Below are 26,907 nucleotides of genomic sequence, written 5' to 3'. Positions count from 1 at the left end.
AATCTTATAACGTGACGCAAGTCACGTTATGCAGACCTCAATTCGGCATGGCGAACAGCGCTTGGGTATTGCGTTGCAGGTGGGCGGCTATCTCGTCGGCCGGTTCCGGCCGCAGTTCGCACAGCGCGTGAAACACCTCGGCGGCGCGCTCGGGGCGGTTCGGCTGCCCCTGATAGCCGGCCAGCGGCATGTCCGGCGCATCGGTCTCCAGCAGCAGCGCCTCAAGCGGCAGCTGCGCCATCACGGCGCGCGTTTTCTGCGCCCGCTCATAGGTGATGGTGCCGCCCACGCCGATGTAATAGCCGAGGCGGATAAACGCCTGCGCCTGCGACAGGCTGCCGGCAAAGCCGTGCACCACGCCGCGGCGCGGCAGTTGCATGCGTCGCAGCGCGGCGGCCAGCTGGTCGTGGGTGCGGCGCGAATGCAGGATCACCGGCAGGTCATGCTGTTTCGCCAGCTTCAGTTGGGCCAGCAGCACGCTTTGCTGCCGCTCGAACTGTGGGTTATCCATATACAGATCGAGCCCGATCTCCCCCACCGCCACCAGCTTGTGCGGCCGTTCGGCCAGCAGCGCCGCCAACTGTTCCAACTGCGGTTCATGATGCTGCGCGATATACAGCGGGTGCAGCCCCAGTGCGGCGAACAGCGGCGCATGCTCCTGCGCCAGCCGCAACACCCGCGCGAAGCGATCGGCGGTGACGGTCGGGATGATGATGCGCTTTACGCCGGCGCTTGCCGCCCGCGCCAGGCTCTCGGCCTCATGCCCGGTAAAGGGCGGGAAATCGAAATGGCAGTGGGTGTCGGTAAAGGCGTAACTCACAGCGCGCCCCCTTCACCCGGCGGCAGATCGCCCGGCAGGATGATTTTCGGCGCCGCCACCGCGGCCTCCGGCTGCGCCGCCCGCTCGGTGGGCATGGCGATGTCGGTCACGATCGGCGAAGGCATTCTGACGTTCTCCGGCTGGATCAGGCGGCGCGACAACGCTTTTCGCACCTTCATGCCGTCGGGCTCCTGCTGCGCCATCCACTGGCCAACGGTGGCCAGGAAGTAGCGGCCGCAGCGGCGCCCCAGGTGATAATCCTGATTGAGCGCCCCCAATCGGCTGCCCAGCGCATTGCTGGCCAGCGGCTTCGGCGGGAAGATCTCGAAGATGCGCAGCTTGCCCGGCGGCTTTTCGATAAAGCGCTGGATGCGGTGATAGCTTTGCTCGTGATGCTGCAGGATGCGCACCATCTGCTGCAGGCTGCTGTCGCTCAGCCAATGCTCCATGCGCTTCATCCACTGCGGGGTGTAGTACATTTGCGAAGGCACGGTGCGGATCACCACGATGGTGTCGGCGCCGCGGCGATAGGCCTCTTCCACCGGGATCGCATCGCTGATGCCGCCGTCCTGATAGCTGACGCCGTCCAACTCCACGCCCTGACGGTAGAAGCCGGGAATGGCGCTGGACGCCTTGATGGCCGGCAGCCAGCGTTCGCGCTGCGCCGGCAGATAGGTCGGTTCGAAATCGTCGCTGCGGCAGGCGCACAGCAGGAATTCGCGCCCGTCGGTAAAATGCTGTTCCGCCACGTCCATCGCCAGCGGCATCTGCGCCGCCGCCGTATCAACCAGCCAATCGAGATCGATCAGATGCCCGCCGCGCACGAAGCGCAGCGGATTGAAGAACTGTGCCGAAGTGGTGTAACGGGTGATCACCCGGCGCGCGTAGCCCATCTGCCCGCAGATATAGGCAGACAGATTCTGAGCGCCGGCCGATGTGCCGATCAGCAGATCGAAAGGGTTAAAGCCCGCGCGCTGAAACTCGTCCAGCACGCCGGCGGTGAAAATGCCGCGCTGGCCGCCGCCTTCGCAGACCAACGCCATTTTTCCTGGTCGAAAAGGTTTAGACGCCAGCGGTTCTATATTGCCGAGCGTGATGGGTATTCTGTATCCCAACTTGGCATCCTCAGTAAGACGTTTTCTCCGAGGATACCGCGTCTCGCTCTCTTCCGTAATCCTCTTGCAGCACGCCGACGAGGAAATCATTGCTGCCGGCCAACCAGGCACCATCGCTGCCGGACCATTCGGCCCAAGCCTGCCATACCTGACCTTTCAGCTGTTTCCAGCGCCCGACGATGATGTCGCTGTTCATGGCCGGCCCTCCCCGACGTGAGAAAAGGAATTAAGCTTTGTTACAGTTTGCAGGAAAATGCCGGCCGGCTAAGGGCGCCGACGGCCGGTGAACAGACTGACCAGGAACAGGATGATGCCGACAACGAACACGACTTTGGCGGCCCAGGCGGCGGTGCCCGCCAGCGAACCGAACCCCAGTGCCGCAGCGATAAGCGCGATGACTAAAAAGATAATGCCCCAACGAAACATAAGCTTCTCCTTACCATTGTGAAAAAATTCGCTGCCGTCTACCGCCCCGACAACGGGACATCGACGGCAAATCAGTTTCTTTTTTTGGTGGTACACGTCGGGCCGCCTTGACGGCCCGACAGATGCGGCTTGTTGTTACTTGTTACGGGCGCCTGGCGGGATTACTGCTTGACCACCAGGTCGTTTTTCACGCTTTTCACGCCGTCGATAGCCTTGGCGATGCTTTCGGCACGCTCAGACTGCGCCTGCGTTTTCACTTCACCGGAAAGCTGCACCACGCCATCGGTGGTTTCCACTTTCACATTGCGCGACGGCACGATGTCATCGGCCAGCAGCTTGGCTTTCAGCTCGCTGGTGGTGGCGGTGTCGCCGGCATACGATTTGATCGACTGGTTGGCTTCATCTTTCACGTGCAGCTTGTCGCTGACGGTTTTGACGCCTTCCACCTTGCCGGCAACCGCAACCGCATGCTCCGCCTGCGCCTGGCTGCCGACAAACCCGCTCAGGATCACGGTGCCTTTTTCGGTTTTCACCGAAATGTCAGTGCTTTTGATGCTCTTATCGTCCACCAATGCACTTTTAACTTTAGCCGTTATCGCGCTGTCATCCATGTAACCGTCAACTTTTTTCATGGAGCTATCGATTTTGGCACCGGCACTGTCCGCGGCGTTAGACGCCTTGTTGAGCAGACTGTCTTCGGCCAGCGCAGTGCCGCTCACCAAAGCAGAACCCAAAACAACAGCCATCAGCGAGTGTGCAAATTTGGTCTTTTTCATCGATCTCTTCCTTTTGTTGGGGGCCCCAGCGCCAGAGCGCCGGAACCCTTCAGCCGCCTTCACGCGGCCTCTCGGTAAATACTTCATCATCGCTATACGATTAAGCGTTCACGACAGGAATATTGCAACCGCCGTGCCAACTCCATAAACACCTTAAAAATCAAACAAAAAAAGCGTTGAGTCGGATTTTTAATCAAAAAACTGTCGCCTATTGACGACAGACCAAGTGACACGAAACGGTAAAACAGTCATCTCATTGATATTTAAGGAAACAGACTGTCTCCTATCGGCAACACATCAGAATAACTCACCAAACAATCAGCGTATTACAGTGATTTACTCTCAAGCAATGTGCGGACATCTCGTTAAAGATAGACCATGCGGCGGAAAACGCAGGCCAATCGCGTCTCGCCTGGGCGACATCGATTCGCAGGATAAAATATGAGGAAGATTTATTAATTAGCGGAGTGAGAATACGGGGAATTGGCAGGGCGCACCGGGCGCCCTGCCGATGTATCAGTGTTCGCGGGTCTTGCGGAAGGTCACGTCAGGATAGCGTTCCTGCGTCAGGTTGAGGTTCACCATGGTCGGCGCGATGTAGGACAGGTTGTCCCCACCGTCCAACGCCAGGTTGATCTCGTTCTTGCGCTTGAACTCTTCGAACTTCTTCACGTCGTCGCACTCGACCCAGCGCGCCGTCGACACGTTGACCGACTCATACAGCGCTTCCACGTTGTACTCGCTCTTCAAACGCGCCACGACCACGTCGAACTGCAGCACGCCGACCGCGCCGACGATCAAATCGTTGTTGGCGATCGGGCGGAACACCTGCACCGCGCCCTCTTCCGACAACTGCACCAGCCCCTTCAGCAGCTGTTTCTGCTTCAGCGGATCGCGCAGGCGAATGCGGCGGAACAGTTCAGGCGCGAAGTTCGGGATGCCGGTGAACTTCATGTCTTCACCCTGAGTGAAGGTATCGCCGATCTGGATGGTGCCATGGTTGTGCAGACCGATGATGTCGCCCGGATAGGCTTCTTCCACGTGCGAACGGTCGCCGGCCATAAAGGTCAGCGCGTCGGAGATCACCACGTCTTTGCCGGTGCGCACCTGACGCAGCTTCATGCCCTTCTCGTAACGGCCGGACACCACGCGCATAAAGGCCACGCGGTCGCGGTGCTTCGGATCCATGTTGGCCTGGATCTTGAACACGAAGCCGGTGAATTTCTCTTCCGCCGCCGTCACTTCACGGGTGTCGGTTTTGCGCGGCATCGGCGCCGGCGCCCAGGCCACCAGGCCGTCCAGCATATGATCCACGCCGAAGTTGCCGAGTGCGGTACCGAAGAACACCGGGGTCAGCTCGCCGCTCAGGAACGCCGCCTGATCGAACTCGTGGGAAGCGCCCTGCACCAGCTCCAGCTCATCGCGCAGCTGCGCCGCCAGATCTTCGCCTACGGCGACATCCAGCTCCGGGTTGTTCAGGCCTTTGACGATGCGCACTTCCTGAATGGTGTGGCCTTTACCGGTCTGGTACAGGTAGGTTTCATCCTTGTACAGGTGGTAAACGCCTTTAAACAGCTTGCCGCAGCCGATCGGCCAGGTGATAGGCGAACAGGCGATTTTCAGTTCGCGCTCGACTTCGTCCATCACTTCCATCGGATCGCGGATGTCGCGGTCCAGCTTGTTCATGAAGGTCAGGATCGGCGTGTCGCGCAGACGGGTGACTTCCATCAGCTTGCGGGTGCGATCCTCAACGCCCTTGGCGGCGTCGATCACCATCAGACAGCAGTCCACGGCGGTCAGGGTGCGATACGTATCTTCGGAGAAGTCCTCGTGCCCCGGGGTATCCAGCAGGTTGACCAGGCTGTCGCGATACGGGAACTGCATCACCGAGGTGGTGATCGAGATCCCACGCTGCTTTTCCATTTCCATCCAGTCGGATTTGGCGTGCTGGCTGGAGCCGCGGCCTTTTACCGTACCGGCGGTCTGGATCGCCTGTCCGAACAGCAGCACTTTTTCGGTAATGGTGGTTTTACCGGCATCGGGGTGCGAGATGATGGCGAAAGTTCTTCTTTTGGAGACTTCGCGGGCAAATTCACTAGGAGACATGGTTTTCAGGTTCTACGGTTAGTCCGCCCTGCGACATCATCAGAACGCGCCGATCGCGGCGCCGGGCAAAGCGGTGAATAAAAGATAACAGCCGGGCATTTTCGCCGATTTGCCAACCGGTGACAATCAATGCTTTTTCCGGCCGGGCTGATTACCCCAGCGGCAGCGCCATCACGATCGCGTCTTCGCGGCCGTGGGCGCTCGGGTAATAATTGCGGCGCACGGTGACTTCGTTGAAACCGAGATCTTCATACAGCGCGATCGCCGCCTGGTTGGAGGCACGGACTTCCAGCCACAGCGTAACCACGCCGCGGCTCTCCAGCTGTTCGATCAACGCGTTGAGCAGCAGGCGGCCAAAGCCCCGGCGCTGGTGCTGCGGATGAATGGCGATGTTGAACAGCGTGGCTTCGTCCAGCACGATCTGCGTGATGGCGAACCCCGCCATCTCCCCATCGGCGCTCAGCTTCAGGTTAAGGTAGCGATCGCCCTGATTGCTGGCAAAGGTGGTTTCCGTCCAGGGGAAAGCGTGGCTGGCTTGCTCAATGTTGAAGGCCGTGGCCAGGTCGGCCGCCGTCAGGGTAGAAATCGTGTTCATGATGACAAATCTGCTGCCAGAGGGCGCGTTTGGCCCCCGCGTCTTGGGAAAGCTCGGCCAGCGCCGGGCTGTGTAGCTGCGCGCCGGCGACCGCGAGCGGTTCCGTCACGCCCAGCCGCCAACTGTTGCATGCGGTCTCTTCAGGCAGCATCGCCACCTGTTCCGGCGTCAGGCTGTAGGTTTGCGCCGGCGTCAGCCCCAGGCTGCGCAGCACGTCGCAAAACAGCGGATCGTCGGGCGCCGGCAGCGTCTGCGCCACCACCAGCAGGCGCGTCTCGGGCGGCAGACTGACCGCCACTTCGCCCTGCAACACGCCCGGGCGGCGCAATGTCCACTGCGTAATACCCAGTTGTTGTAACAGCCAGTCGCGTTTTGATGCCATGCCGATTCCTACCCGTTGTGGTGCGCCATGCCTGCCATGCGCCGCGCTATGCTAACAAACCCGCGCAGCCCGCGCCAACAAACCCGTCGAACATATCGCCACAAAGCTCTATAATCCCCGGTCTCATTTTCAGGAGCCAATATCTGATGTCTGCATTAACCCCCGCCAGTGAAGTCATGCTGCGCCACAGTGATGAATTTATCGAACGCCGCGTGCTGTTTGCCGGCGACCTGCAGGACAGCCTGCCGGCCCAATTCGAGGCCGCGGACGTGCGCGTCCACACTCAGCAATACCATCACTGGCAGTTACTGAACCGGACGATGGGCGATAACGTGCAGTTCGGTTTGACCGTCGATCCCGCTTTCGTCGCCGACTGCGACACGCTGGTTTACTACTGGCCGAAGAGCAAGCAGGAAGCGCAATTCCAGCTGTGCAACATCCTGGCGCTGCTGCCGGTGGGCGCGGACGTGTTCGTGGTCGGTGAAAACCGCAGCGGCGTGCGCAGCGCCGAGCCAACGCTGGAAGGCCACGTCACGCTGGTGAAAATCGACAGCGCGCGCCGCTGCGGCCTGTATCACGGCCGCCTGGACGCGCAGACCGAGTTCGACCTGAACGACTGGTGGGACAGCTATCAGCTGCACGATCTGGAAGTGAAAACGCTGCCGGGCGTGTTCAGCCGCGACGGTCTGGACGTCGGCAGCTCGCTGCTGCTGTCGACGCTGGAAAAACACATGAAAGGCAAGGTGCTGGACATCGGCTGCGGCGCCGGCGTCATGGCCTCGGTAATGTCCAAGCTGTCGCCGAAAGTCAAATTGACCCTCAGCGACGTCAACGCCGCCGCGGTGGAATCCAGCCGCGCGACGCTGGCCGCCAACGGCATCGAAGGGGAAGTGATCGTCAGCAACGTTTACTCCGACATCACCGGCCGTTTCGACATGATCATCTCCAACCCGCCGTTCCACGACGGGCTGCAGACCAGCCTGACCGCCGCCGAAACCCTGATCCGCGGCGCGGTGAAGCACCTGCCGATCGGTGGCCAACTGCGCATTGTCGCCAACGCCTTCCTGCCATACCCGGACATTCTGGACGCCACCTTCGGCAGCCACGAAGTGCTGGCGCAGAACGGCCGCTTCAAGGTGTACCAGGCGACCGTCGGCCGTCCGCCGCGCGCGCCGAAGAAGAAATAATTCGCCGTTGGCGGAAAACGACAGAGCGCGGCCTGCAGGCCGCGCTTTTTTTTAACCGTTGATGTAGGTCATCGACTCCGCGCCGTAGCGATCGCCGGCCGCCGCGCTCAGCGGGAACACCGCTTCAATCGCCGCCAGCTCAGCCGCGCTCAGCGTTATCTCCGCCGCCGCGACGTTCTCTTCCAGGTAACGACGGCGTTTGGTGCCGGGGATCGGCACGATGTGTTCCCCCTGCGCCAACACCCAGGCCAGCGCCAGCTGCGAAGGTTTAACGTCCTTCTGCGCCGCCAGCTCGCTCACCTTCTCCACCAGCGCCAGATTGCGGCTGAAGTTCTCCCCCTGGAAGCGCGGGTTGCTGCGGCGGAAGTCGTCCTCGGCCAGATCCTCCGGCCGCCGGATAGCGCCGGTGAGGAAACCGCGCCCTAACGGGCTGTAGGGCACAAAGCCGATGCCCAGACGCTCGCAGGCCGCCAGCACGCCCTGCTCGGCGTCGCGCGTCCACAGCGAATATTCGGTCTGCAGCGCCGTGATCGGATGCACCTTGTGCGCCCGCTCCAGCGTGGCGACCGACGCCTCGCTCAGGCCGATATGGCGGATCTTGCCTTCGCGGATCAGATCCGCCATCGTGCCGACGACGTCTTCGATCGGCACCTGCGGATCGACCCGATGCTGATAATAAAGATCGATCTCCTCCACGCCCAAGCGCCGCAGGCTGCCCTCGACGGAGCGTCGGATATACTCGGGGCGGCTGCTGACGCCGCGCGCCGAAGGATCCGCCGGATCGCGCAGGATGCCGAACTTGGTGGCCAGGAACACCTGTTGCCGTTTGCCTTTGATCGCTTCCCCCACCAGCTCTTCGTTGGTGTGCGGGCCATACATGTCGGCGGTGTCGAGCAGCGTGACGCCCAGCTCCAGCGCCCGGTGCAGCGTGGCGATGGCTTCCTGCCGATCGGCGCCGGTGGAGTAGAAGTCGCTCATGCCCATGCATCCCAACCCCAGGGCGGAGACGACGGGACCGTGGGAACCGAGTTTACGTTGTTGCATTGTGCTGCCCTCATGCGGTGAATGGATAACGCAGCAAAGTCTGGTTGTTTACGCGACAAAGATAAATAATGCAGATTGCACATCACTGTTCAAAAATCACCAACAATCCGGAGTGGTAATGGATCAGGTTCAAGCCATGCGCATTTTTACCCGCATCGTCGAACTGGGCAGCTTCAGCCGGGCGGCCGAACGCCTGCAGCTGCCGCGCGCCACGGTCAGCAACGCGCTGAAACGGCTGGAACAGCGGCTGGGCGTACGCCTGCTGATCCGCACCACCCGCCAGGTGCAGGTGACCAGCGAAGGCAGTCTCTACTATCAACGCTGCGTGCAGTTGCTGGGCGCGCTGGAGGAGGCGGACACGCTGTTCAGCCACCATAAGCTGCAGCCGTCCGGCAAAGTGCGCATCGATATGCCCCATTCGCTGGCGCGCGAGGTCGTCATTCCGGCGCTGGACGACTTCTACCGGCGCTATCCCGACATCACGCTGGCGCTGGGCGCCAACGACACCCACGTCGATCTGCTGCGCGAAGGCGTGGACTGCGTGCTGCGCGCCTGGGAAACCGAAGACGACAGCCTGGTGGCGCGGCGGATCGCCCAGCTGCCGCAGGTCACCTGCGCTTCCCCCGCTTACCTGCAGGCCCAAGGTACGCCGCTCGACATCGATAGCCTGGCGCCGCACCGCGCGGTGGGGTATTTTTCGCTGGCCAGCAACCGCGATTACCCGCTGGAGTTTTGCCGCGGCGGCAAGCTGGAACTGCGCGAACTGCCCGCCCGGCTGAGCGTCAGCGGCGCCGACGCCTATATCGCCGGCGCGCGTGCCGGCATGGGATTGATACAGGCGGCGCGCTATTCGCTTGCCCCTTGGCTGGAACAGGGCGAACTGGTGGAAGTGCTGGCGGAAACGCCACCTCCGCCGATGCCGATTTACATCATGTATCCGCCCGGCCGTTTCCTGGCGCCGCGGGTCAGAGTGTTGATTGATTGGCTGATTTGGCTGTTTGACCAGCAGAAAAGCGGCGATATGGCTGTTTTTCCAGCAAACGCCCGCAAAGCGGGGAAATAACTGTTGACGTGTCCGCCAAAATCTCTAGAATTCGCCTCCGTGGTAACGTTACTCCGGTAATGTTTCTGGTACGCGAAGGTGGCGGAATTGGTAGACGCGCTAGCTTCAGGTGTTAGTGTCCTTACGGACGTGAGGGTTCAAGTCCCTCTCTTCGCACCAAATAACCACATGATTTATATTGCACTCAGCATCGATGCGAAGGTGGCGGAATTGGTAGACGCGCTAGCTTCAGGTGTTAGTGTTCTTACGGACGTGAGGGTTCAAGTCCCTCTCTTCGCACCACGCTGGCGACGTAATATAAATCAAAGCAACAACATCGACTGTGCGAAGGTGGCGGAATTGGTAGACGCGCTAGCTTCAGGTGTTAGTGTCCTTACGGACGTGAGGGTTCAAGTCCCTCTCTTCGCACCAATTGATGATCTCCCCGGCAGTATCCTCGAAAAAATCCCAAAGCATTGATGAATCACACGCAAAAGCGTGATTTTTCCGTTTCCGGCGTTTCACCCGAAGCTGAAGTTCAGGCTGACAGCCGCCAGGCCGCCCGCCAGCGCCATACAGGAAGGCAGCAGCAGATAGTGGCGCAGCCGGCTGTTGAACAGCATCACCAGCGTGGCCAACATCGCTATCACGATCAGGGTGCGCAACTGCACCATATCCAGGTCGATCAAGGCCAGCAGCGGCATCAGCGCACAAGGCAGCAAAACGCCCCAGGCGCTGGCCAGGCGATCCCCGAGGCACCAACTGACGCCCCACAGCCCGCACGCGGCAATCATGGCGGTGAGCATGACAACCCCCTTCAAGTGATAATGATAACCAATATCATATAACACTTTTTTGGCCGCCGCATCATTTTCACTGCGCTGACCAAACCCAGATGACACCAGCATGAAAAAATGATAATTTGACATAAGAAAATTCCTAGTCCTGTTTGCATGATAATAATCACAATCCTCAACCATGCAATTCAAGTGGATATTCGCGCCAAAGGAATGCTTCTCAACCTTAATTATTCGACAGAACGACTTTGCAAAGAGTGACCTCCGTATGAACGCCCGTTCTTATCAGGAATTACTGAACAGCAAGCAGCGCCTGGCATTATTTCTTTTTCTGATAATGAATGCCGCCTCTTCCGTATTTACATTATTGTTCCCTTTTAGGGATACGCCCGCATTTACCCTACCTTTATTATGTATACCGCTATTTTGTCTGGTAGCGGCGCTATTTTCCCTGCAAACGCCACGCAAATACTTGTGCAAACTCAACCTGTTCGCCGGCGTGCTCGGCCTGCTCTGGGCCGCACATATTTACGTTAAAAGTCAATATTGCCTACCGAATAACCAAGATTTTTTATTAATTAGTTTGTTTAGCATCTTTTTTATCAGCGCTATTTCCCTGACGGACAACTTTACCGCCTTTTGTTTACACGCCGTGCCTTCCGCAATGGTGATCCTGGCTTTAGACGGCATGCATAATACCCTGCGGATATTATTCACCACGCTATTACCTATTATCGCTTTCTCCATCCACCACCTGATGTTGAAACGCAGTGAAATCTTTACTCACGCGCTGGTGGCCAACCTGTATAACGAGCGCGATAAATTCAATAATTTGAGCATGATCGATCCTCTGACCGGCCTTTATAACCGGCGCGGGCTGGAGAATAAGATCACGATGCTGCTGGAACCGCAAACCGGCCATCATTACGTGCTGTTGCTGGATATCGACCACTTCAAGGTCTATAACGACAGCTACGGCCACGCCATGGGCGATCGGGCATTGGTGCAGGTGGCGGTCGCCATCCGCGATGCGGTGCGTTCGCGCGACATCGTGGTGCGTTACGGCGGGGAAGAATTTTTGGTGCTGCTGACCAACGTGCACGAAGGCTACGCGGCGCAACTGGCCGAACGGGTGCGCCAGCGGGTGGCGGAGCTGAACATCCCGCACGGCGCCAGTCCGCAGCACAGCGGCACGCTGACGCTCAGCGCCGGCATCTCCGCGCTGGAAAAACTGGACATCGAATCGGCGATAGGCGCAGCCGACGCCGCGCTCTATCTGGCGAAGCACAGCGGCCGCAACAATATTCAGCTGGCGCAAAACGTCGAGCCCGCCCTGCTGCAACCGCAGGAATTGACACGCTAAACGGTTTCCCAAATCGCCTTGCCCTGCCAGCGCCGTTCGATCGCCGCCAGAAACAGTTTCACTTTGGGGGAGAGATGGCGTCGGCTGGGATAGACGGCGCAGATCGGCGGCCCCGGGCGACAATAGCGTTCCAGCACCGGCACCAGCGTGCCGGCCGCCATCTGTTCACCGACCAGAAACGCCCCTACCTGACACAGACCGGCCCCGGCGACGGCCGCATCCCGCAATGCCTCGACGTTGTTGAAACGCATCCGGCCGCGCACCGGCTGTTCGTGCAGTTGGCCGTTAACCCGATAGCGCCAGGGCGCCGGCAATCCCTGGTGGCTGAAGACCAGCGTCTCGTGATCGCCCAGCGCCTCCGGTGTCGCAGGCGTGCCGTAGCGCGCCAGATAGTCCGGCGCCGCGCAGGTGATCAGGCGGTGCGGCGCGAGCACCCGCCGCACCAGCCGACTGTCGTCGCTGCCGCCGACGCGGATCGCCACGTCGATACCGTCGCGCACCAAATCGCTGTAATCGTCGGAGAAGCTGACGTCGGCGTCCACCTCCGGCCACTGCGCCAAAAATTCCCGCAGAATCGGCAAAATATGCAACCGCCCCAACGAGACCGGCACATCCAGCCGCAGCCGCCCGCGCGGGGTTTGCCGCCGCGTATTGAGCGCCGTTTCCGCCTCTTCGGCCTGCGACAGGATGCGCTGCGCATATTCGTAAAACACCGCGCCGTCTTCGGTCAGGCTGACGCTGCGCGTGGTGCGTTGCAGCAGCCGGGTCGCCAATCGCGCCTCCAATCGGTTCACGCATTTGCCCGCCGCCGATCGGGAGATGCCCAGTCTCTCGGCCGCCAGCGTGAAGCTGCAGGCGTCGGCGACGCGAATGAATACCAGCAGGTCGGTCAGGTTATCCAACGGCATAGACGGTAAATTAGCCACGCTTTGTCCCCAATGTTGCGCATTCAGGCCAGTTTATCAGCCATTTTGGCGCGGATACACTGAGGTTCGTCATCTGTTGGGAGAGTCATTATGAGTGCCTTACACGCCGACGGCGGCGCAAAAGCGTGGCTGGCGACCTTCGCGGTCGGCCTGTCCACCTTTACCGTCGTCACCGCAGAAATGCTGCCCGTCGGGCTGCTGACCCCGATCGTCAACACCCTGAACGCATCGATCGGCCGCGCCGGGCTGCTGATTTCCCTGCCGGCCCTGTTCGCCGCGCTGTTCGCCCCGCTGGTGGTGCTGGGCGCCCGGCGCACGGACCGCCGCAACCTGCTGGCGGGCTTTCTGCTGCTGCTGACAGCCGCTAACCTGCTGGCCGCCGCCGCCACCTCCCTGGCGCTGCTGTTCGCTGCGCGCATCCTGCTGGGCTTTTGCATCGGCGGTATCTGGGCCATCGCCGGCGGGCTGGCGGAACGCCTGGTGCCGCCGGCCTCCGTCGGATTGGCGCTGTCCATCATCTTCGGCGGCGTAGCGGCGGCCTCGGTATTCGGCGTGCCGCTCGGGGTATTCCTCGGCGAAGCGCTGGGCTGGCGCATGGCGTTTCTGGCGGTCGCCGTTCTGGCGGCGCTGACCCTGCTCCTGCTGGTGTGCGTGCTGCCGCCGCTGCCGGTCACGCAGGCGATCGGCTGGCGGTCGTTCACCGCGCAACGCGCGAATCGCCGGCTGCTGACCGGGCTGCTGCTGACGTTTCTGCTGGTCGCCGGCCACTTTATGGCTTACACCTTTGTCCGTCCGCTGCTGCAGACGGTCTCCGGCATCGAGAGCCGCTGGGTGGGGCCGCTGCTGTTCGCCTACGGCATCGCCGGCCTCGTCGGGAATTTTATCGCCGGCCAGGCCGCCGCCAAACGACTGCGCCGCACCCTGGCGCTGATCGCCCTCGGGCTGGCGCTCGCCGTCCTGCTGCTGCCGCTGCTGGGCCACACGCCGCTGAGCGGCGGCGCCTTCCTGCTGCTGTGGGGCATCGCCTACGGCGGCGTTTCCGTTGCGCTGATGGCGTGGATGCTCAAGGCGGCGCCCGATGCGGCCGAGGTCGCCTCTTCACTGTATATCGCGCTGTTTAACCTGGCGATTTCCTGCGGTTCGCTGGTGGGCGGGCTGGTGGTGGATGCCGGCGGCCTGACGATAAACGGCGCGCTGTCCAGCCTGGTGCTGCTGCTGGCGTTGGCCATCCTGATGGGGACCCGGCGGCAGAGGCCGAAAACGGCGGCGAAAGCCGATTCGCCGCCGGGGTGAGTCAGGCGCGGCGCTGCCGCAGGCCGTAAACCAACACCACCGCGAAACACAGCAGCGGCAGCAGATAAGAGAGCGCGGTGCTGTAACGGTCGGCCAGCGCCCCCATAAAGTAAGGCATGATGGCGCCGCCGACGATCGCCATGATCATGAACGAGCTGGCGCGCTTGGTGTGCTTGCCCAGATTTTTCACCCCCAGGGCGAAAATGGTCGGGAACATGATCGACATAAAGAAGAACACCGCGATCAGCGCCACCACCGAGACGCCGTCGACGCTCAGCATTACCACACCGCACAGCGCAATGTTGATCAGCGCATAGACCGCCAGCAGCGTCGCCGGTTTGACCCGTCCCATCAGCCAGGTGCTGAAGAAACGTCCGACCATAAAGCAGATCATGGCGATCGACAGCAGGTAAGAGGCGCTCTGGTTAGACACCTCGCGCCAGTGCTCGGTGGCGTAGTTGATGAAGAACGCCCCCACGCCCACCTGCGCCGCCACGTAGAAAAACTGCGTGATGACCCCGCCGACGAAATGCGGATGCTGCCACAACCCCTGCGCTATCACGCCGTGCACCGGTTTTTCCTCTTCGCGGATCGCCGGCAGCCGGGTGCGGCTGAACAACAGCGCGATCAGCAGCACCAGCGCGGCGATCGCCACATAGGTCATCTTCACCGCGCTCTGATCGCCGCCGCCGACGGACTGGCCGGCGGAGAAGAACAGCGTGCCGCCGATCAGCGGGCCGATAAACTGCCCGAGGCCGTTGAACGACTGGGCCAGGTTGAGCCGCCGTTCGGCGCCCTGCGCGTCGCCCAACACCGTGGCGTACGGGTTGGCCGCCGTTTCCAGGCAGCCCAGGCCGCTGGCGATAACGAACAGCGCGAACAGGAATACGGCGAAGCTGTTGGCCGACGCCGCCGGCACGAACAGCAGCGCGCCCAGTGCGTACAGGCACAGCCCGACCAGAATGCCCGCCTTATAGCCCTTGCGATCCATGAAATAACCGGCGGGCAGCGCCACCAGGAAATAGGCGCCGAAGTACGCCGCCTGCAGCAGCCCCGACTGCGCCTTGGTGACGTGCAGCGTCTCCTGAAAATGTTTGTTTAATACGTCCAGCAGGCCATAGGACAGCCCCCACATGAAGAACAGGCTGGTGACCAGGATAAAGGCCCAGCGCAGATTGGCGGTCACGGGGACGCCCGGCTGCGCGGAGGCCGCACTTTTTTCAGCAAGCATGGTGATACCCTCGTATCGTCTGGCGATGATGATGTTGGCGTTATTGCTGTTGCAGAGAGAAAATCCGCGCCATTTCCACCCATTTTTCGCCCTGCGGCGTCCAGGGGGTGGCGGCCTGGTAGTGCCACATCAGCGCTTCCCATCGCTGCACTTCGGGGTTGTTCAGGCTGGCGGCGTCAAAACGCGCGGCGTCGAAATCGGCGCTGACCTCCACGATCATGAACAGCCGGGTGCCCAACCGGTAAATCTCCATGTCCAGAATGCCGTGCTCGCGCAAATGCGCGGCGATGCCCGGCCAAATGCGCTGATGATGCTGCTGGTACTCCGCAATCAGCGCCGGTGAGTCAATCAGATCGAGCGCCTGGCAGAAACGGCGCCGCCCTGCCGCCGCGCCGCTCACGTCAGCGCCCGATCGAGATGCAGGTAGCCGCCGTCCACCGACAGCCACTGTCCAGTGGTGTGTGATGACCGCGACGACAGCAGAAACGCCACGGTATCGGCGATCTCCTGCGGCGTGGTCATGCGCTGCCCGAGCGGAATGCGCGCGGTGATCTTCTCCATCTGCCGCTGCGGCTCGGCGAAGGTGTTGAGCCAGCGCTGGTACTGCGGGGTGATCACCTCCGCCGGCACCACCGCGTTCACCCGCACCCCATCATGGCGCAGCGACACCGCCCATTCGCGCGTCAGCGCCAGCACCGCGCCCTTGGCGGCGGTGTAGCCGCTGGTGCCCCCCTGCCCGCTGAGTGCGGTCTTGGAGGCGATGTTGACGATGGCGCCCCGGCTCTCCCGCAGCGCCGCCTGGCACAGGTGCGCCATCAGGTAGTAATGCACCAGATTCTTTTCCAGCGAGCCGACGAACGCTTCGCGCCCCGCCTCCAACCCGACGCCGTCGTTGACCCCGGCGTTGTTCACCAGCCCGTCAATGCGGCCGAAGGTCGCCAGCGTCTGGCTGACCGCCCGGCGGCAGGCCGCCTCGTCGCACAATTCGGTGAGGATCACCCCGGTGCGCGGCTGCAACCGCTGTAAATCGGCCAGCAGCGCCGCCTCCGGCGCGGCGTTGGTGACCAGCACCGGGATCGCCCCTTCCTCGGCCAGCACATGAGCAATCGCCGCGCCGATGCCGGCACCGCCGCCGGTGACCAGCACCACCTTATCTTGCAGATACAGATCCATAACCAGACTCCGTTAACCCGTAAATTCTCCAGGCGGTGTCGCCCCAAATCGCCGCCTGCTCGGCAGCCCCCAGCGTCGAGAGGGCCCGTTCACACAGTTGCACCACCTGGCGGTAGTCGCCGGCCAGCAGGCACACCGGCCAATCGGAGCCGAACATCAGCCGCTGCGGGCCAAACGCCTCCAGCGCGGCATCGAAGAACGGCAGCAGTTCTTCCGCGCGCCACCGGCCACCCGGCGCCTCGGTGATCAGCCCCGAGAGCTTGCAGGCCACGTGCGGCAGCGCCGCCAACGGCCGGATTTGCTGCGCCCAGTGCCGCGCGCCGCGCATGATGTCCGGCTTGCCGAAGTGATCCAGCACCAGCCAGTGTTGGTCGTGGCGGCCGGCAAACGCCGCCGCGGCCGCCAGATCCCGGTGCGTCACCAGGATCTCGTACACATACCCGGCGCGCTGCAGCGTTTGCATGCCGCGATCCACCTCCGGCCGCGCCAGCCAGGCCGCCGGATCCGCTTCGTCCTGCACCTGATGACGCACCCCGCGCAGCGCGCTGTAAGGCCGCCAGGCCTCCAGACGCTGCGCCAGCTGTGGCGCGGCGATATCCAACCAGCCCACCACGCCGCATACGCCCTCGCTCTGCTCAGCCAGCGCCAGCAGGGCCAGCGTCTCGTCCTCGCTGGGGCGCGCCTGCACCGCCAGTGCGCCGTCGAAGCCGTGTTCCTGCAACAGCGGCCGCAGCCGGGGCGGATCGAAATCCTGTCGCAGCACGCGCATCCGCTCGTCGATCCACGGGTAGTGCTGCGGGTGGTAGCGCCAGTAGTGCTGGTGAGCGTCGATGCGCGGCATGCGATCCTCCCGCCTCACCCGCGGAACCGATACTGCTCGATCGACGACGGATGCATCTCGATCGAGTAACCGGGACGGCTCGGCGGCATGTAGGCCGCGCCGTTGATCACGCAGGGATCGACAAAGTGTTCATGCAAATGATCGACGTACTCGATCACCCGCCCTTCGTGGGTGCCGGCGATGCACAGGTAGTCGATCATCGACAGGTGCTGCACGTATTCGCACAGCCCGACGCCGCCGGCGTGCGGGCAGACCGGCAGCTGGTATTTGGCCGCCATCAGCATCACCGCCAGCACTTCGTTGACGCCGCCGAGACGGCAGGCGTCGATCTGCACCACGTCCACCGCGCCGCGCATGATGAACTGCTTGAACATGATGCGGTTCTGGCACATCTCACCGGTGGCCACCTTGACCGGCGCCACCCCTTCGCGGATGCGGCGATGCCCTTCCACGTCGTCCGGGCTGGTCGGCTCTTCGATAAACCAGGGGTTGGCGAACGCCAGATGTTTCACCCACGGAATGGCTTCGCCCACCTCCCACACCTGGTTGGCGTCGATCATCAGCCGGCGATCCGGGCCGATCACCTCACGGGCGATGCGCACCCGGCGAATGTCGTCTTCTAGATCGCGCCCGACCTTCAGCTTCAGGTAGGAGAAACCGGCGTCGACCGCTTCCTGGCACAGGCGGCGCAGCTTGTCATCCGGGTAACCCAGCCAGCCGGCGGAGGTGGTGTAACAGGGGTACCCTTCCTGCAGCAGCCGCTCCAAGCGCCGTTCTTTGCCCTCGGCCCGCTGTTTCAGCAGCGCCAGCGCTTCCTGCGGCGTGATGCAGTCGGTGATGTAACGGAAGTCGATGCAGCGCACCAGTTCCTCCGGCGTCATCTCCGCCACCAGCCGCCACACCGGCTTGCCGACCGATTTGGCCCACAGATCCCACACCGCGTTGACCACCGCGCCGGTCGCCAGGTGAATGGCGCCCTTGTCCGGCCCAATCCAGCGCAGCTGGCTGTCGCTGGTGAAGCGCCGCCAGAAGGCGCCCATGTCGGCGGCGATCGTCTCCAGTTGCTCACCGACGATCTGATGTTCCAGCGCGCGGATCGCCGCACAACAGATCTCGTTGCCGCGGCCGATGGTGAACGTCAGTCCGTGGCCGCTGAGATCCGCGCGATCGGTCTCCAGGATCACGTAGGCGGCGGAATAGTCGGGATCCGGATTCATGGCGTCGGATCCGTCCAGCCCCAACGAGGTGGGGAAACGAATGTCTTCAACCCGCAGTGCGGTAATGGTGGTCATGGCGGCGCTCCCGGTTAAGCCTGTACGGTTTGCTGGCGCTGTTCGCCCAGCCCTTCGATGCCCAGACGCATCGTCTGGCCCGCCCGCAGATAGACGGGCTGCGGTTTCTGCCCCATGCCGACGCCCGGCGGCGTACCGGTGGAGATCACGTCGCCCGGCTGCAGGCTCATAAAGCGGCTGAGGTAGCTGACGATCTGTGGAATGCGGAAGATCATGGTGCTGGTGTTGCCGTCCTGATAGCGCTTGCCGTCCACCTCCAGCCACAGGTTCAGGCTGTGCGGATCGGCGATTTCGTCGGCGGTCACCAGCCAGGGGCCGATCGGCCCGAAGGTGTCGCAGCCTTTGCCCTTGTCCCAGGTGCCGCCGCGCTCAATTTGATATTCGCGTTCTGAGACGTCGTTGATCACGCAATAACCGGCGACGTGGCGCATCGCGTCCGCTTCGCTGATGTAGCGCCCGCCCAGGCCGATCACCACGCCCAACTCCACTTCCCAATCGGTTTTCTGCGAGCCGCGCGGGATCTCCACCCGGTCGTAGGGGCCGACCACCGCGCTGGTCCATTTGTTGAACACCACCGGTTCTTCAGGAATGGCCGCGCCGGTTTCCGCCGCGTGATCGGCGTAGTTCAGGCCGATGCAGATGAACTTGCCGATGCCGCCGACGCAGGCGCCGAGGCGCGGCTGCCCCTCGACCAGCGGCAACGCGGCGCTGTCCAGCGCGCGCAGTTTGGCGAGCGACGCCGGCGATAACGCGGCGCCGCCCACGTCGGCGATATGCTGCGACAGATCGCGCAGGCGGCCCTGCGCATCCAACATGCCGGGGCGCTCTTGCCCGGGTTCCCCATAACGTAAAAGTTTCATGCGTTCCTCTCTCAAAAATGGCGGCTCAGTTGCTCCAGCCGCCGTCGATGATCTGCACCGTGCCGGTGGTGTACGAACTGGCGTCGGAGGCCAGATACAGCGCCAACTGGGCAATTTCCTCGGTGGTGCCGATGCGCCCGATCGGCTGGCGGGCAACGAACGCCTGATACACCTCTTGCTCGCTACGCCCCTGCTCGCGCGCCTGCTCATTGATGCGCTGGCGTAGCGACGGCGATTCCACCGTGCCGGGGCAGATGGCGTTGCAGCGGATGCCCTGGGTGACGTAATCCGCCGCCACCGAGCGCGTCAGGCCAATCACCGCCGCCTTGCTGGCGCCGTAGGCGAAGCGGTTAGGCACCCCTTTCACGCTCGAGGCCACCGAGGACATGTTGATGATCGAGCCTTTGCCGCGCGCCAACATGCCCGGCAGGAAGGCGCGGATCATGCGGAACATCGCGGTCACGTTGAGATCGAGCGCGAACGCCCACTGATCCTCGCTGCAATCGAGGATCGATCCGCTGTGCACCACGCCGGCGCAGTTGAACAACACGTCGATCGGGCCGATCGCTTCCGCCGCCGCCGCAATGGCGGCCGGATCGGTGACGTTCAGCGCCAGCGCGCGGATCCCGGCGCAGCCCTGCAGGCGCTCGAGGTTGATGTCGCTGGCGATCACGTCGGCGCCGGCGGCGGCGAACAGCCTGGCGGTGGTGAATCCGATCCCTTGCCCGGCGGCGGTGATCAGTACGCGTTTCCCGGTTAAATCCATCTTGACTCCTCGGCCTAAAGGTCTAATGGTCAGGCCAATAAAGGCGGTTAAAGGTCAGGCCTCTAACATGACAAAAGACGCTTTACGCGTTATCGTTGGGGGAAGAAGTTAATAAAAACAGCCTTGAAACCGCATTTCGATTAACCTTTTTTTTACACTTGAATAACGATTACTCAAGCGCCTTGTCGCATAATTGTGCGCCAAATCACTGAACGCCGAATCGTCAAAGGTCAAAAATGCCGATTACCCGACTGGAAAACCCAAGGATTTACAGACAGATAGCTGACCAGCTCAAACGTCTTATCGAGAACAACGAATTTCCGCCGGGCAGCCGCCTGCCCTCGGAGCGCGATCTTGCCCAGCAGTTGCAGGTCAGCCGCGCGTCGGTGCGCGAGGCGCTGATCGCGTTGGAAGTGATTGGCCTGGTGGACGTCAAGGTGGGCAACGGGGTGATCGTGCGTTCGCAAACGCCGCCGCCGGCGTCGCAGGAACCGGTCATGGCCCAGGCCGGCCGCAACCAGTGGGCGGAAATCGACGACGAACTGAATATCGAGCTGGATTTCAACGCCGAGCTGCCGCCGTTTTCACTGCTGCAAACCCGCCTGTTGATCGAACCGGAGACCGCCGCGCTGGCCGCGCGCCATGCCACCGACGAAGAGCTGGCGGGCATCCGCGCCGCCTATGAGCAGAACTGCCGCGATAACCGCGCCGGCTCCGCCACCCACCCCGGCGATCGGCTGTTCCACATCCGCATCGCCCAGGCCAGCGGCAACCCGGCCTATGCGTTCATCATCGGGCACCTGCTCGGCCACCGTTACGGCAGCATGTTCCGCGTGCTGCAGCGCCACTATACGCCGGACGACATGCCGCACCGTTCCGAGCTGGAACACCGGGCGATCCTGGCGGCAATTGAAGCGCGCGACGTGCGCGGCGCCCGCAAGGCGATGAAGGCGCACCTGGACGAAGTGATCGCCATTTTCGCCCGCGCGCAATAGGCCGCGGCGGTTAAAAATTTTTATCGCCACCGCTCTTTTTTCTACATGCAGCAGGGGCCTGGGGGCATTACACTGGGCGACGAATAACGCCCTTTCCCGCTGCATTGTTAAATGGATAACGACCGTTGAAGAACTCTGTCTCCGCTTTATTGCTGGCGCTGGGCCTGTGCGCCGCGCCGCTGGCCGTGCAGGCCGCGCCCCCGCAGCTGGCTTCGCAAATCGTCGACCAGTATGCCGAACATATTTTCTACAACAGCGGCGCCACCGGCATGGCGCTGGTGGTGATCGACGGCAATCAAGTGGTTAACCGCAGCTTTGGCGACACCAAGCCCGGCAACAACCTGCGCCCGCGCCCGGATTCGCTGATCCGCATCGCCTCGATCACCAAGCTGATGACCAGCGAAGTGATGGTGAAGATGGCGGCGGAAGGCCAGGTCAAGCTGACCGACCCGCTGCGCAAATATGCCCCCAAGGGCGCCTATGTGCCGGCTTACAACGCCGGCCAGCCGATCACCTTATTGAACCTGGCGACCCACACCAGCGCGCTGCCGCGCGAGCAGCCGGGCAAGAAGCCGCCGAAAACGCCGGTGTTCACCTGGCCGACCAAGGCCCAGCGCTGGCAGTGGCTGGCGCATGCCAACATCACGACGCCGCCGGGCGTGCACGCCGCGTATTCCAACCTGGCGTATGATCTGCTGGCCGACGCGCTGTCGCGCGCCGCGGGCAAGCCATACAACGCGCTGCTGAAAGAGAAAATCACCGCACCGCTCGGCATGGTCGACACCACGCTGACGCCGAGCCCTGAACAATGCTCGCGCCTGATGGTGGCGGCGGCCGGCCCAAGCGCCTGTCGCGACACCACCGCCGCGGCCGGCAGCGGCGGCGTCTACTCCACCCCGCGCGACATGCAGCGCTGGATGCAGCAGTTCCTCTCCTCCAGCGCCAGCGGCCCGCGCAAAGCCACCGCCGCCAGCGAGCAAACCATGTACTTCCAGCGCCACGATCTGGTGTCGCTGAAGGGCATGGACGTGCCGGGGCAAGCGGATGCATTGGGATTGGGCTGGGTGTATATGGCGCCGAAGGACGGGCTGCCGGGCATCATTCAGAAGACCGGCGGCGGCGGCGGATTCATCACCTACATGGCGATGATCCCGGCGAAAAACGTCGGGGTGTTCGTGGTGGTGACCCGTTCGGAGCTGAGCAAGTTCACCAACATGAGCGATCCGGTCAACCGACTGGTGAGCGATCTGGCGGCCAACAAGAGTTGAGATGGGGGGCGCAGCTGGCTGCGCCCCCAGGCGTCAGGCCGGCACCGCCATCTGATGAATCACCGTATGGAAGTTGCGCTTGAAGTAGATCAGGCCGTTGCCCGCTTCGCTCAGCGCGATCTGCTTGATCTGCACCAGGTACATCTGGTGGGTGCCGATGCTCTGGATCTGCTCGATCTCCCCTTCCAGGCTGGCCAGGGTATTGCGCAGCACCGGCTGCCCCAGCGCGCCGAGCTGCCACTCTTCCAGCCGGAAACGATCTTCCATGCTGACGCCGGTCATGCCGGCGAAGTGGCGCGCCATCAGCTCCTGCTCGTGGTTAAGCACGTTGACGCACAGCCTGCGGTTTTCCTGAAACACCGGGTTCATCGCGCTGTTGCGGTTGATGCACACCAGCAGCGTCGGCGGCGTATCGGTCACCGAACACACCGCCGTGGCGGTGATGCCGCAGCGCCCCGCCGGGCCGTCGGTGGTGACGATATTCACCGCCGCCGACAGGCTGGCCATCGCGTCGCGAAAGCGCAGGCGCTGTTCATTTTCCTGAGACATACAACCTCCTCCTGAATTACTTCAGCAGATTATCCAACTGATTAATATCGTCATTGTTCCGCAGGTGCGGCACCTTCCAGCCGTGCTGATCGTAATCGGCCAGGCACTTGTCGACCATCTGCATCATGCGATCCATGTTGCCGGATCCCTGCGCGTGGCGCAGGCACTGCAGGCGGATCTCATCCTGGCTGCCGGCGTAGTTGATCTCATACAGCTCGTGGCGCCCGCCGAACTCGCTGCCGATCGCATCCCACATCAGTTTGAGGATCTTGATGCGCTCGACGTGATCCATGCCGTCCGATCCGCGCACGTAGCGCGCCAGGTACTTGTCGATCTCCGGGTTGTTCATGTCGCGCACGCTGGACGGCAGATAGATCAGGCCGCTGGTGACGTTCTTCTCGATGATGTGTTTCACCTTGGTGTAGGCCATCGGCGCCATCACGCGGTAGGTTTGCAGCGCGGCGGAATCCGGCAGGTAGGCGCCGTTTTCCCATTGCGTGGCTTCGGCGCACATCGCGTCGCTCAGCGACCAGAACAGGTTGCGCCAGGCCACCACTTCGCCCAGATCGGCCTGCACGCCGCGGAACTCCAGCACGCCGGTGCACGAGAGGCTCTTTTGCAGCAGCGCGGTGATGAAGTCCATCTTCACCGCCAGACGCACGCAGGCCTGCAGCGGGAACAGCCGGGCGAAACCGCCCTGGGTGCTCCAGCGGCGACAGCGGTCGAAATCGCGGTAGATCAGCACGTTTTCCCACGGGATCAGCACATGATCCATGATCAGGATCGCGTCGTTCTCGTCGAAGCGGCTGGTCAGCGGGTAGTCGAACGGCGAACCGGTCGCGCCGGCCACCAGCTCGTAGGAGGCGCGCGAAATCAGCTTCACCCCTTCGGCGTCCATCGGCGCCACGAACATCAGCGCAAAGTCCGGATTATCGCCCATCACCTGCGCCGAACCGAAACCGATGAAGTTGTAGTGGGTCAACGCCGAGTTGGTGGCCACCACTTTGGCGCCGCTGACGATGATGCCGGCGTCGGTTTCTTTCTCCACCTGAATGTAGACGTCCTTCACCTCGTTGACCGGCTTATGACGATCGATCGGCGGGTTGACGATAGCGTGGTTGAAATAGAGCCCGGTTTCCTGAATGCGTTTGTACCAGTGGCGCGCGTTGTCGGCGAACTGGCCGTAGAACTCCGGATAAGCGCCCAGCGCGCAGCCGAAGGCCGCCTTATAATCCGGCGTGCGCCCCATCCAGCCGTAACTTTGGCGCGACCAGTCGGCGATGGCGTCACGCTGCTGGCGCATCTCCTCCGGGCTGCGGGCATAGCGGAAGAACTTGTGGGTGTAACCGCCGTTGCCGGTGTCGGTATTCCAGCACAGGCGATCCTGGCTGGCCGGATCGTGCAGCGCGTCGTACAGCTGGCCGACCGAGGCCGCCGCATTGCGGAACGCCGGGTGGGTGGTGACGTCTTTTACGCGTTCGCCGTAAATGTAGATTTCGCGGCTGTCCTGCAAACTTTTCAGGTACTCGGCGCCGGTGAACGGACGCTTGCTGTCGGCACGAAAGTCTTCTGGTTTCATCGGGTCTTCCTCGTAATCGGCATTTTTCAGGCCGTGGAGTCGGCCATTTGTTAAAATAATGTTTTCTTTTGGTTGCTTAATTGAAGCTGCCAAAGCCGGTTTCGAGAAGAGACTTTTGCGGCAATCGCCGGTACTTTTCAGGTCAGTTTGCCGCTTTCGCGGCAAACTGTGATCGCGGTTACGAAAGGGCGTGTTGCGCCGCGCGGTAGGTTGAAGGGGAGCAGCCTTCCAGCCGATTGAAAAAACGGGCGAAATAGGCCGGATCCTTGAAGCCGAGGCTGTAGGCGGTTTCATGCACCGTGCAGGCGCTGAACAGCAGCATGCGCTTGGCCTCGCGCAGCAATCGATCGAAGATCAGCCGCTTGGGCGGCCGGTTGGCGAAGCGCCGACACAGGTCGTTGAGCCGCGATTCGGTCACGCCCAACGCCTGCGCATACTCCGGCACCGGCAGATGCTCACGGAAACGCTCGTCCACCATCTTGTTGAAGCGTTGAAACAGCTGCAGTTCGCCGCGCACGCCGCTGTTGGCGCTGTCTTCCAGCGCGGTGTTGCGCAGCAGCAGCGTGAACACCGCCTGCGCCAACAGCGCCAGCGTCTGTTCGCGCCCGGCCAGGTTCTGCGCGAACTCGCGGCGGATCAGCGCCCAATAATGGCTGAGCGCCGTCAGCTCCTGCGGCGCATCGGCCAGCGACAGGCAGATGCCCGGCATGTCCAGCGCCAGATTGCTGCCGGGATACAGGCGCTCCAGCAGCGGCCAAATCAGCTCCTGACGCACCGTCAGCACGTGGCCGTCGCTGTCCGGTTCGGTGAAGAACGCATGCGGCACCGACGGCGGCGTGAGGATGAACAGCGGCGCCTGCACCGAATAGTGCTGATCGTCGAGCTGCAGCTCTATCTTGCCGGTCTCCAGAAAATGCACCTGGAAGAAGCAGTCGTGCCAGTGCACCTGCATGTCGCGGCCGAAGAACGCCGCCAGCCCGGCGAAGGTTTCGTAGTGCACCTCGTCGGCGGCGTAGCGCGCGTCATACTCTTTGCAAATATCGATGTTGGCGATAAAACCGGTACTTTTCCGCACCTCATTACCTCCTGCAATCCTGCCTATCTGCGTATCAAGGCGTCGCTCTCGGGCGCGAATCCTTCATCGGGATGCGCCACACCAGCACGGCGCCGACGATCAACAGCGCCGAGACGAAATACAGCCCGGAGTTGAAGCTGCCGGTCATGTCCTTGAACCAGCCGATCAACAGCGGGCTGAGCGCCGATCCGATATTGCCGGTGGCGTTGATCACGGCGATCCCCACCGCCCGCGCTTCCAGGCTGATCGACTGATCCGGCGTGGTCCAGAAGATCGCCATGGCGGTAAAGGAACCGACCGACGCCATCACGATCCCCAGCAGTTGGATCAGGCTGTGATCGGTGGCGGAAGCCAATAGCCAGCCGGCGGCGGCGAACAGATACGGCAGCGCGGTGTGATGCTTACGCTCCTGCAGCCTGTCGGATCGTTTGCTCCACCACACCATGCCGGCGATGGTGCAGATCTGCGGGATCGCCGCCAGAATGCCGATCGTCACGTTGCTGCTGCCCTGGTTGAAGCTCTGCAGGATCTGCGGCGTCCAGATATTGATCGCGCTCAGGGTGTTGGTCAGGCAGAAATAGGCCAGCGTGTACATCAGCACGATCGGCGTGAAGATCTCGCGCCACAGGCTGCGCTGCTGCAGCGCGCGGTGGCTGCTCGGCCCGTTGGGTTGCACCAGCTGCAGCTTGTCGGCCTCCATCATCGCTTTCAGGCTGGCTTTTTCCTCGTCGGTCAGCCACTTGGCCTTGGCCGGGGTGTCGTCGAGGTAGAACCACACCACCACGCCCAACAGCACCGACGGGATCCCTTCCAGCAGGAACAGCCACTGCCAGCCCTTCAGGTTCATCACCCCGTCCAGCGCCAGAATATAGCCGGAGACCAGCGAACCGATCGCCATGGTCACCGGCATGGCGATCATGAACAAGGCGTTGGCCCGGGCGCGGTAAAACGCCGGGAACCAGTAGGTGAGGTACACCAGAATGCCCGGCAGGAAGCCGGCCTCGGTGATGCCGACGATCATGCGCAGCACATACAGGCTGGTCGGCCCGGTGGCGAACATCGTGCAGGTGGAGGCGATGCCCCACAGCACCATGATGGTGGCGATCCAGCGCCGCGCGCCGACCCGGCTCAGCATCATGTTGCTCGGAATGCCGAAGATCACGTAGGTGGCGTAGAACAGCGTCGCCGCCAGCCCGAACATGGTCGAGCTGAGGCCGAGATCCTTGCCCATCGTCAGCCCGGCGAAGCCGATGTTGATGCGGTCGAGGAAAGAAAAAACAAACAACACGAACAGGAAAATGATCAGGCGCCGAAACAACTTTTTAATCACCGATTGCTCGGCGGCGGTTAACGCTTTATGTTGCTGCGCCGGGTTGGCCGGCGGCAGCGAATCGACGTGGTTCATG

The 26,907-nt window shown here is 62.3% G+C and carries 28 protein-coding genes and 3 tRNA genes; 9 read left to right on the top strand and 22 right to left on the bottom strand.

The window, feature by feature from the left end; all coding sequences use genetic code 11:
* Positions 1-37: 37 nt before the first annotated feature.
* The 8 genes from H7A77_RS15105 to H7A77_RS15070 all read right to left on the bottom strand — a co-directional run bounded on the left by H7A77_RS15105 (position 38) and on the right by H7A77_RS15070 (position 6,220).
* Complete coding sequence (locus tag H7A77_RS15105) at positions 38-820, bottom strand: TatD family hydrolase (RefSeq protein WP_089195452.1); 783 nt, start codon at positions 818-820, stop codon at positions 38-40.
* Positions 817-1,935 (bottom strand): patatin family protein, encoded by a 1,119-nt coding sequence (locus tag H7A77_RS15100; RefSeq protein ID WP_033651706.1) that lies wholly within the window; start codon positions 1,933-1,935, stop codon positions 817-819. The genes H7A77_RS15105 and H7A77_RS15100 overlap by 4 nt, the downstream gene beginning before the upstream one ends.
* Before the next feature lie 10 nt (positions 1,936-1,945).
* Positions 1,946-2,131 (bottom strand): stress-response protein, encoded by a 186-nt coding sequence (locus H7A77_RS15095; protein WP_182074367.1) that lies wholly within the window; start codon positions 2,129-2,131, stop codon positions 1,946-1,948.
* A 68-nt stretch (positions 2,132-2,199) separates the two neighbouring features.
* Positions 2,200-2,361: a DUF1328 domain-containing protein gene (locus H7A77_RS15090; protein ID WP_004933089.1), complete on the bottom strand. Its 162-nt coding sequence runs from the start codon at positions 2,359-2,361 to the stop codon at positions 2,200-2,202.
* 161 nt (positions 2,362-2,522) lie between these two features.
* Complete coding sequence (osmY, locus tag H7A77_RS15085; protein ID WP_033641790.1) at positions 2,523-3,137, bottom strand: molecular chaperone OsmY; 615 nt, start codon at positions 3,135-3,137, stop codon at positions 2,523-2,525.
* 516 nt (positions 3,138-3,653) lie between these two features.
* Entirely contained in the window at positions 3,654-5,243 is a 1,590-nt protein-coding gene (gene prfC, locus H7A77_RS15080; protein WP_033641789.1) for a peptide chain release factor 3, read from the bottom strand.
* A gap of 151 nt (positions 5,244-5,394) precedes the next feature.
* Positions 5,395-5,838, bottom strand: a complete 444-nt coding sequence (gene rimI / locus H7A77_RS15075; protein WP_033641788.1) for a ribosomal protein S18-alanine N-acetyltransferase — start codon at positions 5,836-5,838, stop codon at positions 5,395-5,397.
* Positions 5,783-6,220, bottom strand: a complete 438-nt coding sequence (locus H7A77_RS15070; protein WP_046688207.1) for a DNA polymerase III subunit psi — start codon at positions 6,218-6,220, stop codon at positions 5,783-5,785. The genes rimI and H7A77_RS15070 overlap by 56 nt, the downstream gene beginning before the upstream one ends.
* Positions 6,221-6,366: 146 nt before the next feature.
* Here H7A77_RS15070 and rsmC point away from each other — a divergent pair, with 146 nt between their 5' ends.
* Complete coding sequence (rsmC, locus tag H7A77_RS15065) at positions 6,367-7,407, top strand: 16S rRNA (guanine(1207)-N(2))-methyltransferase RsmC (RefSeq protein ID WP_033641786.1); 1,041 nt, start codon at positions 6,367-6,369, stop codon at positions 7,405-7,407.
* A gap of 51 nt (positions 7,408-7,458) precedes the next feature.
* Here the strand turns inward: rsmC and H7A77_RS15060 are convergent, their stop codons facing one another.
* Entirely contained in the window at positions 7,459-8,451 is a 993-nt protein-coding gene (locus H7A77_RS15060) for an aldo/keto reductase (protein WP_182074366.1), read from the bottom strand.
* 118 nt (positions 8,452-8,569) lie between these two features.
* Here H7A77_RS15060 and H7A77_RS15055 point away from each other — a divergent pair, with 118 nt between their 5' ends.
* From H7A77_RS15055 to H7A77_RS15040, 4 genes are all read left to right on the top strand, one after another.
* Positions 8,570-9,514, top strand: coding sequence for a LysR family transcriptional regulator (locus H7A77_RS15055; protein WP_089195449.1), 945 nt, complete (start codon positions 8,570-8,572; stop codon positions 9,512-9,514).
* A gap of 72 nt (positions 9,515-9,586) precedes the next feature.
* A tRNA-Leu gene (locus H7A77_RS15050) sits at positions 9,587-9,673 on the top strand.
* A gap of 36 nt (positions 9,674-9,709) precedes the next feature.
* Positions 9,710-9,796, top strand: a tRNA-Leu gene (locus H7A77_RS15045).
* 42 nt (positions 9,797-9,838) lie between these two features.
* Positions 9,839-9,925: transfer RNA gene (locus H7A77_RS15040), tRNA-Leu, on the top strand.
* An 89-nt stretch (positions 9,926-10,014) separates the two neighbouring features.
* Here H7A77_RS15040 and H7A77_RS15035 read toward each other — a convergent pair.
* Positions 10,015-10,299 (bottom strand): DUF1435 domain-containing protein, encoded by a 285-nt coding sequence (locus H7A77_RS15035; RefSeq protein WP_033641783.1) that lies wholly within the window; start codon positions 10,297-10,299, stop codon positions 10,015-10,017.
* A gap of 259 nt (positions 10,300-10,558) precedes the next feature.
* Between H7A77_RS15035 and H7A77_RS15030 the strand changes: the two genes are divergently transcribed.
* Positions 10,559-11,653, top strand: coding sequence for a GGDEF domain-containing protein (locus H7A77_RS15030; protein WP_089192555.1), 1,095 nt, complete (start codon positions 10,559-10,561; stop codon positions 11,651-11,653).
* Here the strand turns inward: H7A77_RS15030 and H7A77_RS15025 are convergent.
* A complete protein-coding gene (locus H7A77_RS15025) occupies positions 11,650-12,561 on the bottom strand; it encodes a LysR family transcriptional regulator (RefSeq protein WP_033651358.1) in 912 nt (303 codons plus the stop codon). The genes H7A77_RS15030 and H7A77_RS15025 overlap by 4 nt on opposite strands.
* 108 nt (positions 12,562-12,669) lie before the next feature.
* Here H7A77_RS15025 and H7A77_RS15020 point away from each other — a divergent pair, with 108 nt between their 5' ends.
* The gene (locus H7A77_RS15020; RefSeq protein ID WP_042783650.1) at positions 12,670-13,872 is read left to right on the top strand and encodes an MFS transporter; all 1,203 of its coding nucleotides are present in this window, start codon (positions 12,670-12,672) and stop codon (positions 13,870-13,872) included.
* Position 13,873: 1 nt separating this feature from the next.
* Here the strand turns inward: H7A77_RS15020 and fucP are convergent, their stop codons facing one another.
* From fucP to H7A77_RS14985, 7 genes are read right to left on the bottom strand one after another with little or no spacing between them, the layout of a single operon-like run.
* Positions 13,874-15,103, bottom strand: a complete 1,230-nt coding sequence (gene fucP, locus H7A77_RS15015) for an L-fucose:H+ symporter permease (RefSeq protein ID WP_042783649.1) — start codon at positions 15,101-15,103, stop codon at positions 13,874-13,876.
* A gap of 40 nt (positions 15,104-15,143) precedes the next feature.
* Positions 15,144-15,503 (bottom strand): L-rhamnose mutarotase, encoded by a 360-nt coding sequence (locus H7A77_RS15010; RefSeq protein WP_015376547.1) that lies wholly within the window; start codon positions 15,501-15,503, stop codon positions 15,144-15,146.
* Positions 15,500-16,276, bottom strand: coding sequence for an SDR family oxidoreductase (locus H7A77_RS15005; protein ID WP_046898073.1), 777 nt, complete (start codon positions 16,274-16,276; stop codon positions 15,500-15,502). Before H7A77_RS15005 ends, H7A77_RS15010 begins: the two co-directional genes overlap by 4 nt.
* Complete coding sequence (locus H7A77_RS15000; RefSeq protein WP_033651362.1) at positions 16,254-17,117, bottom strand: amidohydrolase; 864 nt, start codon at positions 17,115-17,117, stop codon at positions 16,254-16,256. Before H7A77_RS15000 ends, H7A77_RS15005 begins: the two co-directional genes overlap by 23 nt.
* A 14-nt stretch (positions 17,118-17,131) precedes the next feature.
* The gene (locus H7A77_RS14995; protein ID WP_033651363.1) at positions 17,132-18,409 is read right to left on the bottom strand and encodes an L-fuconate dehydratase; all 1,278 of its coding nucleotides are present in this window, start codon (positions 18,407-18,409) and stop codon (positions 17,132-17,134) included.
* Positions 18,410-18,423: 14 nt separating this feature from the next.
* Positions 18,424-19,269, bottom strand: a complete 846-nt coding sequence (locus H7A77_RS14990; protein ID WP_042783645.1) for a fumarylacetoacetate hydrolase family protein — start codon at positions 19,267-19,269, stop codon at positions 18,424-18,426.
* Between the two features lie 25 nt (positions 19,270-19,294).
* Positions 19,295-20,035 (bottom strand): SDR family oxidoreductase, encoded by a 741-nt coding sequence (locus tag H7A77_RS14985; protein ID WP_046898069.1) that lies wholly within the window; start codon positions 20,033-20,035, stop codon positions 19,295-19,297.
* A 236-nt stretch (positions 20,036-20,271) separates the two neighbouring features.
* Between H7A77_RS14985 and H7A77_RS14980 the strand changes: the two genes are divergently transcribed.
* Positions 20,272-21,030 (top strand): FadR/GntR family transcriptional regulator, encoded by a 759-nt coding sequence (locus H7A77_RS14980; protein ID WP_033641770.1) that lies wholly within the window; start codon positions 20,272-20,274, stop codon positions 21,028-21,030.
* 125 nt (positions 21,031-21,155) lie between these two features.
* Positions 21,156-22,298 (top strand): D-alanyl-D-alanine-carboxypeptidase/endopeptidase AmpH, encoded by a 1,143-nt coding sequence (gene ampH / locus H7A77_RS14975; protein ID WP_033651366.1) that lies wholly within the window; start codon positions 21,156-21,158, stop codon positions 22,296-22,298.
* A gap of 33 nt (positions 22,299-22,331) precedes the next feature.
* On the opposite strand, the gene hpaC is transcribed toward ampH, so the two are convergent.
* The 4 genes from hpaC to hpaX form a co-directional block, all read right to left on the bottom strand.
* Complete coding sequence (gene hpaC, locus H7A77_RS14970) at positions 22,332-22,847, bottom strand: 4-hydroxyphenylacetate 3-monooxygenase, reductase component (protein ID WP_089192550.1); 516 nt, start codon at positions 22,845-22,847, stop codon at positions 22,332-22,334.
* 16 nt (positions 22,848-22,863) lie between these two features.
* On the bottom strand, positions 22,864-24,426 hold the full coding sequence (gene hpaB, locus H7A77_RS14965) for a 4-hydroxyphenylacetate 3-monooxygenase, oxygenase component (protein ID WP_004933158.1): 1,563 nt from the start codon (positions 24,424-24,426) through the stop codon (positions 22,864-22,866).
* Between the two features lie 178 nt (positions 24,427-24,604).
* On the bottom strand, positions 24,605-25,501 hold the full coding sequence (gene hpaA / locus H7A77_RS14960) for a 4-hydroxyphenylacetate catabolism regulatory protein HpaA (RefSeq protein ID WP_004933161.1): 897 nt from the start codon (positions 25,499-25,501) through the stop codon (positions 24,605-24,607).
* 34 nt (positions 25,502-25,535) lie between these two features.
* On the bottom strand, positions 25,536-26,906 hold the full coding sequence (gene hpaX, locus H7A77_RS14955; protein ID WP_021505400.1) for a 4-hydroxyphenylacetate permease: 1,371 nt from the start codon (positions 26,904-26,906) through the stop codon (positions 25,536-25,538).
* Between the last annotated feature and the right edge of the window lies 1 nt (position 26,907).

Source organism: Serratia sp. ME47 (genome assembly GCF_903970925.1).
GTDB classification, from domain to species: domain Bacteria; phylum Pseudomonadota; class Gammaproteobacteria; order Enterobacterales; family Enterobacteriaceae; genus Serratia; species Serratia ureilytica.
This window is presented reverse-complemented; position numbering and strand designations above follow the sequence as displayed.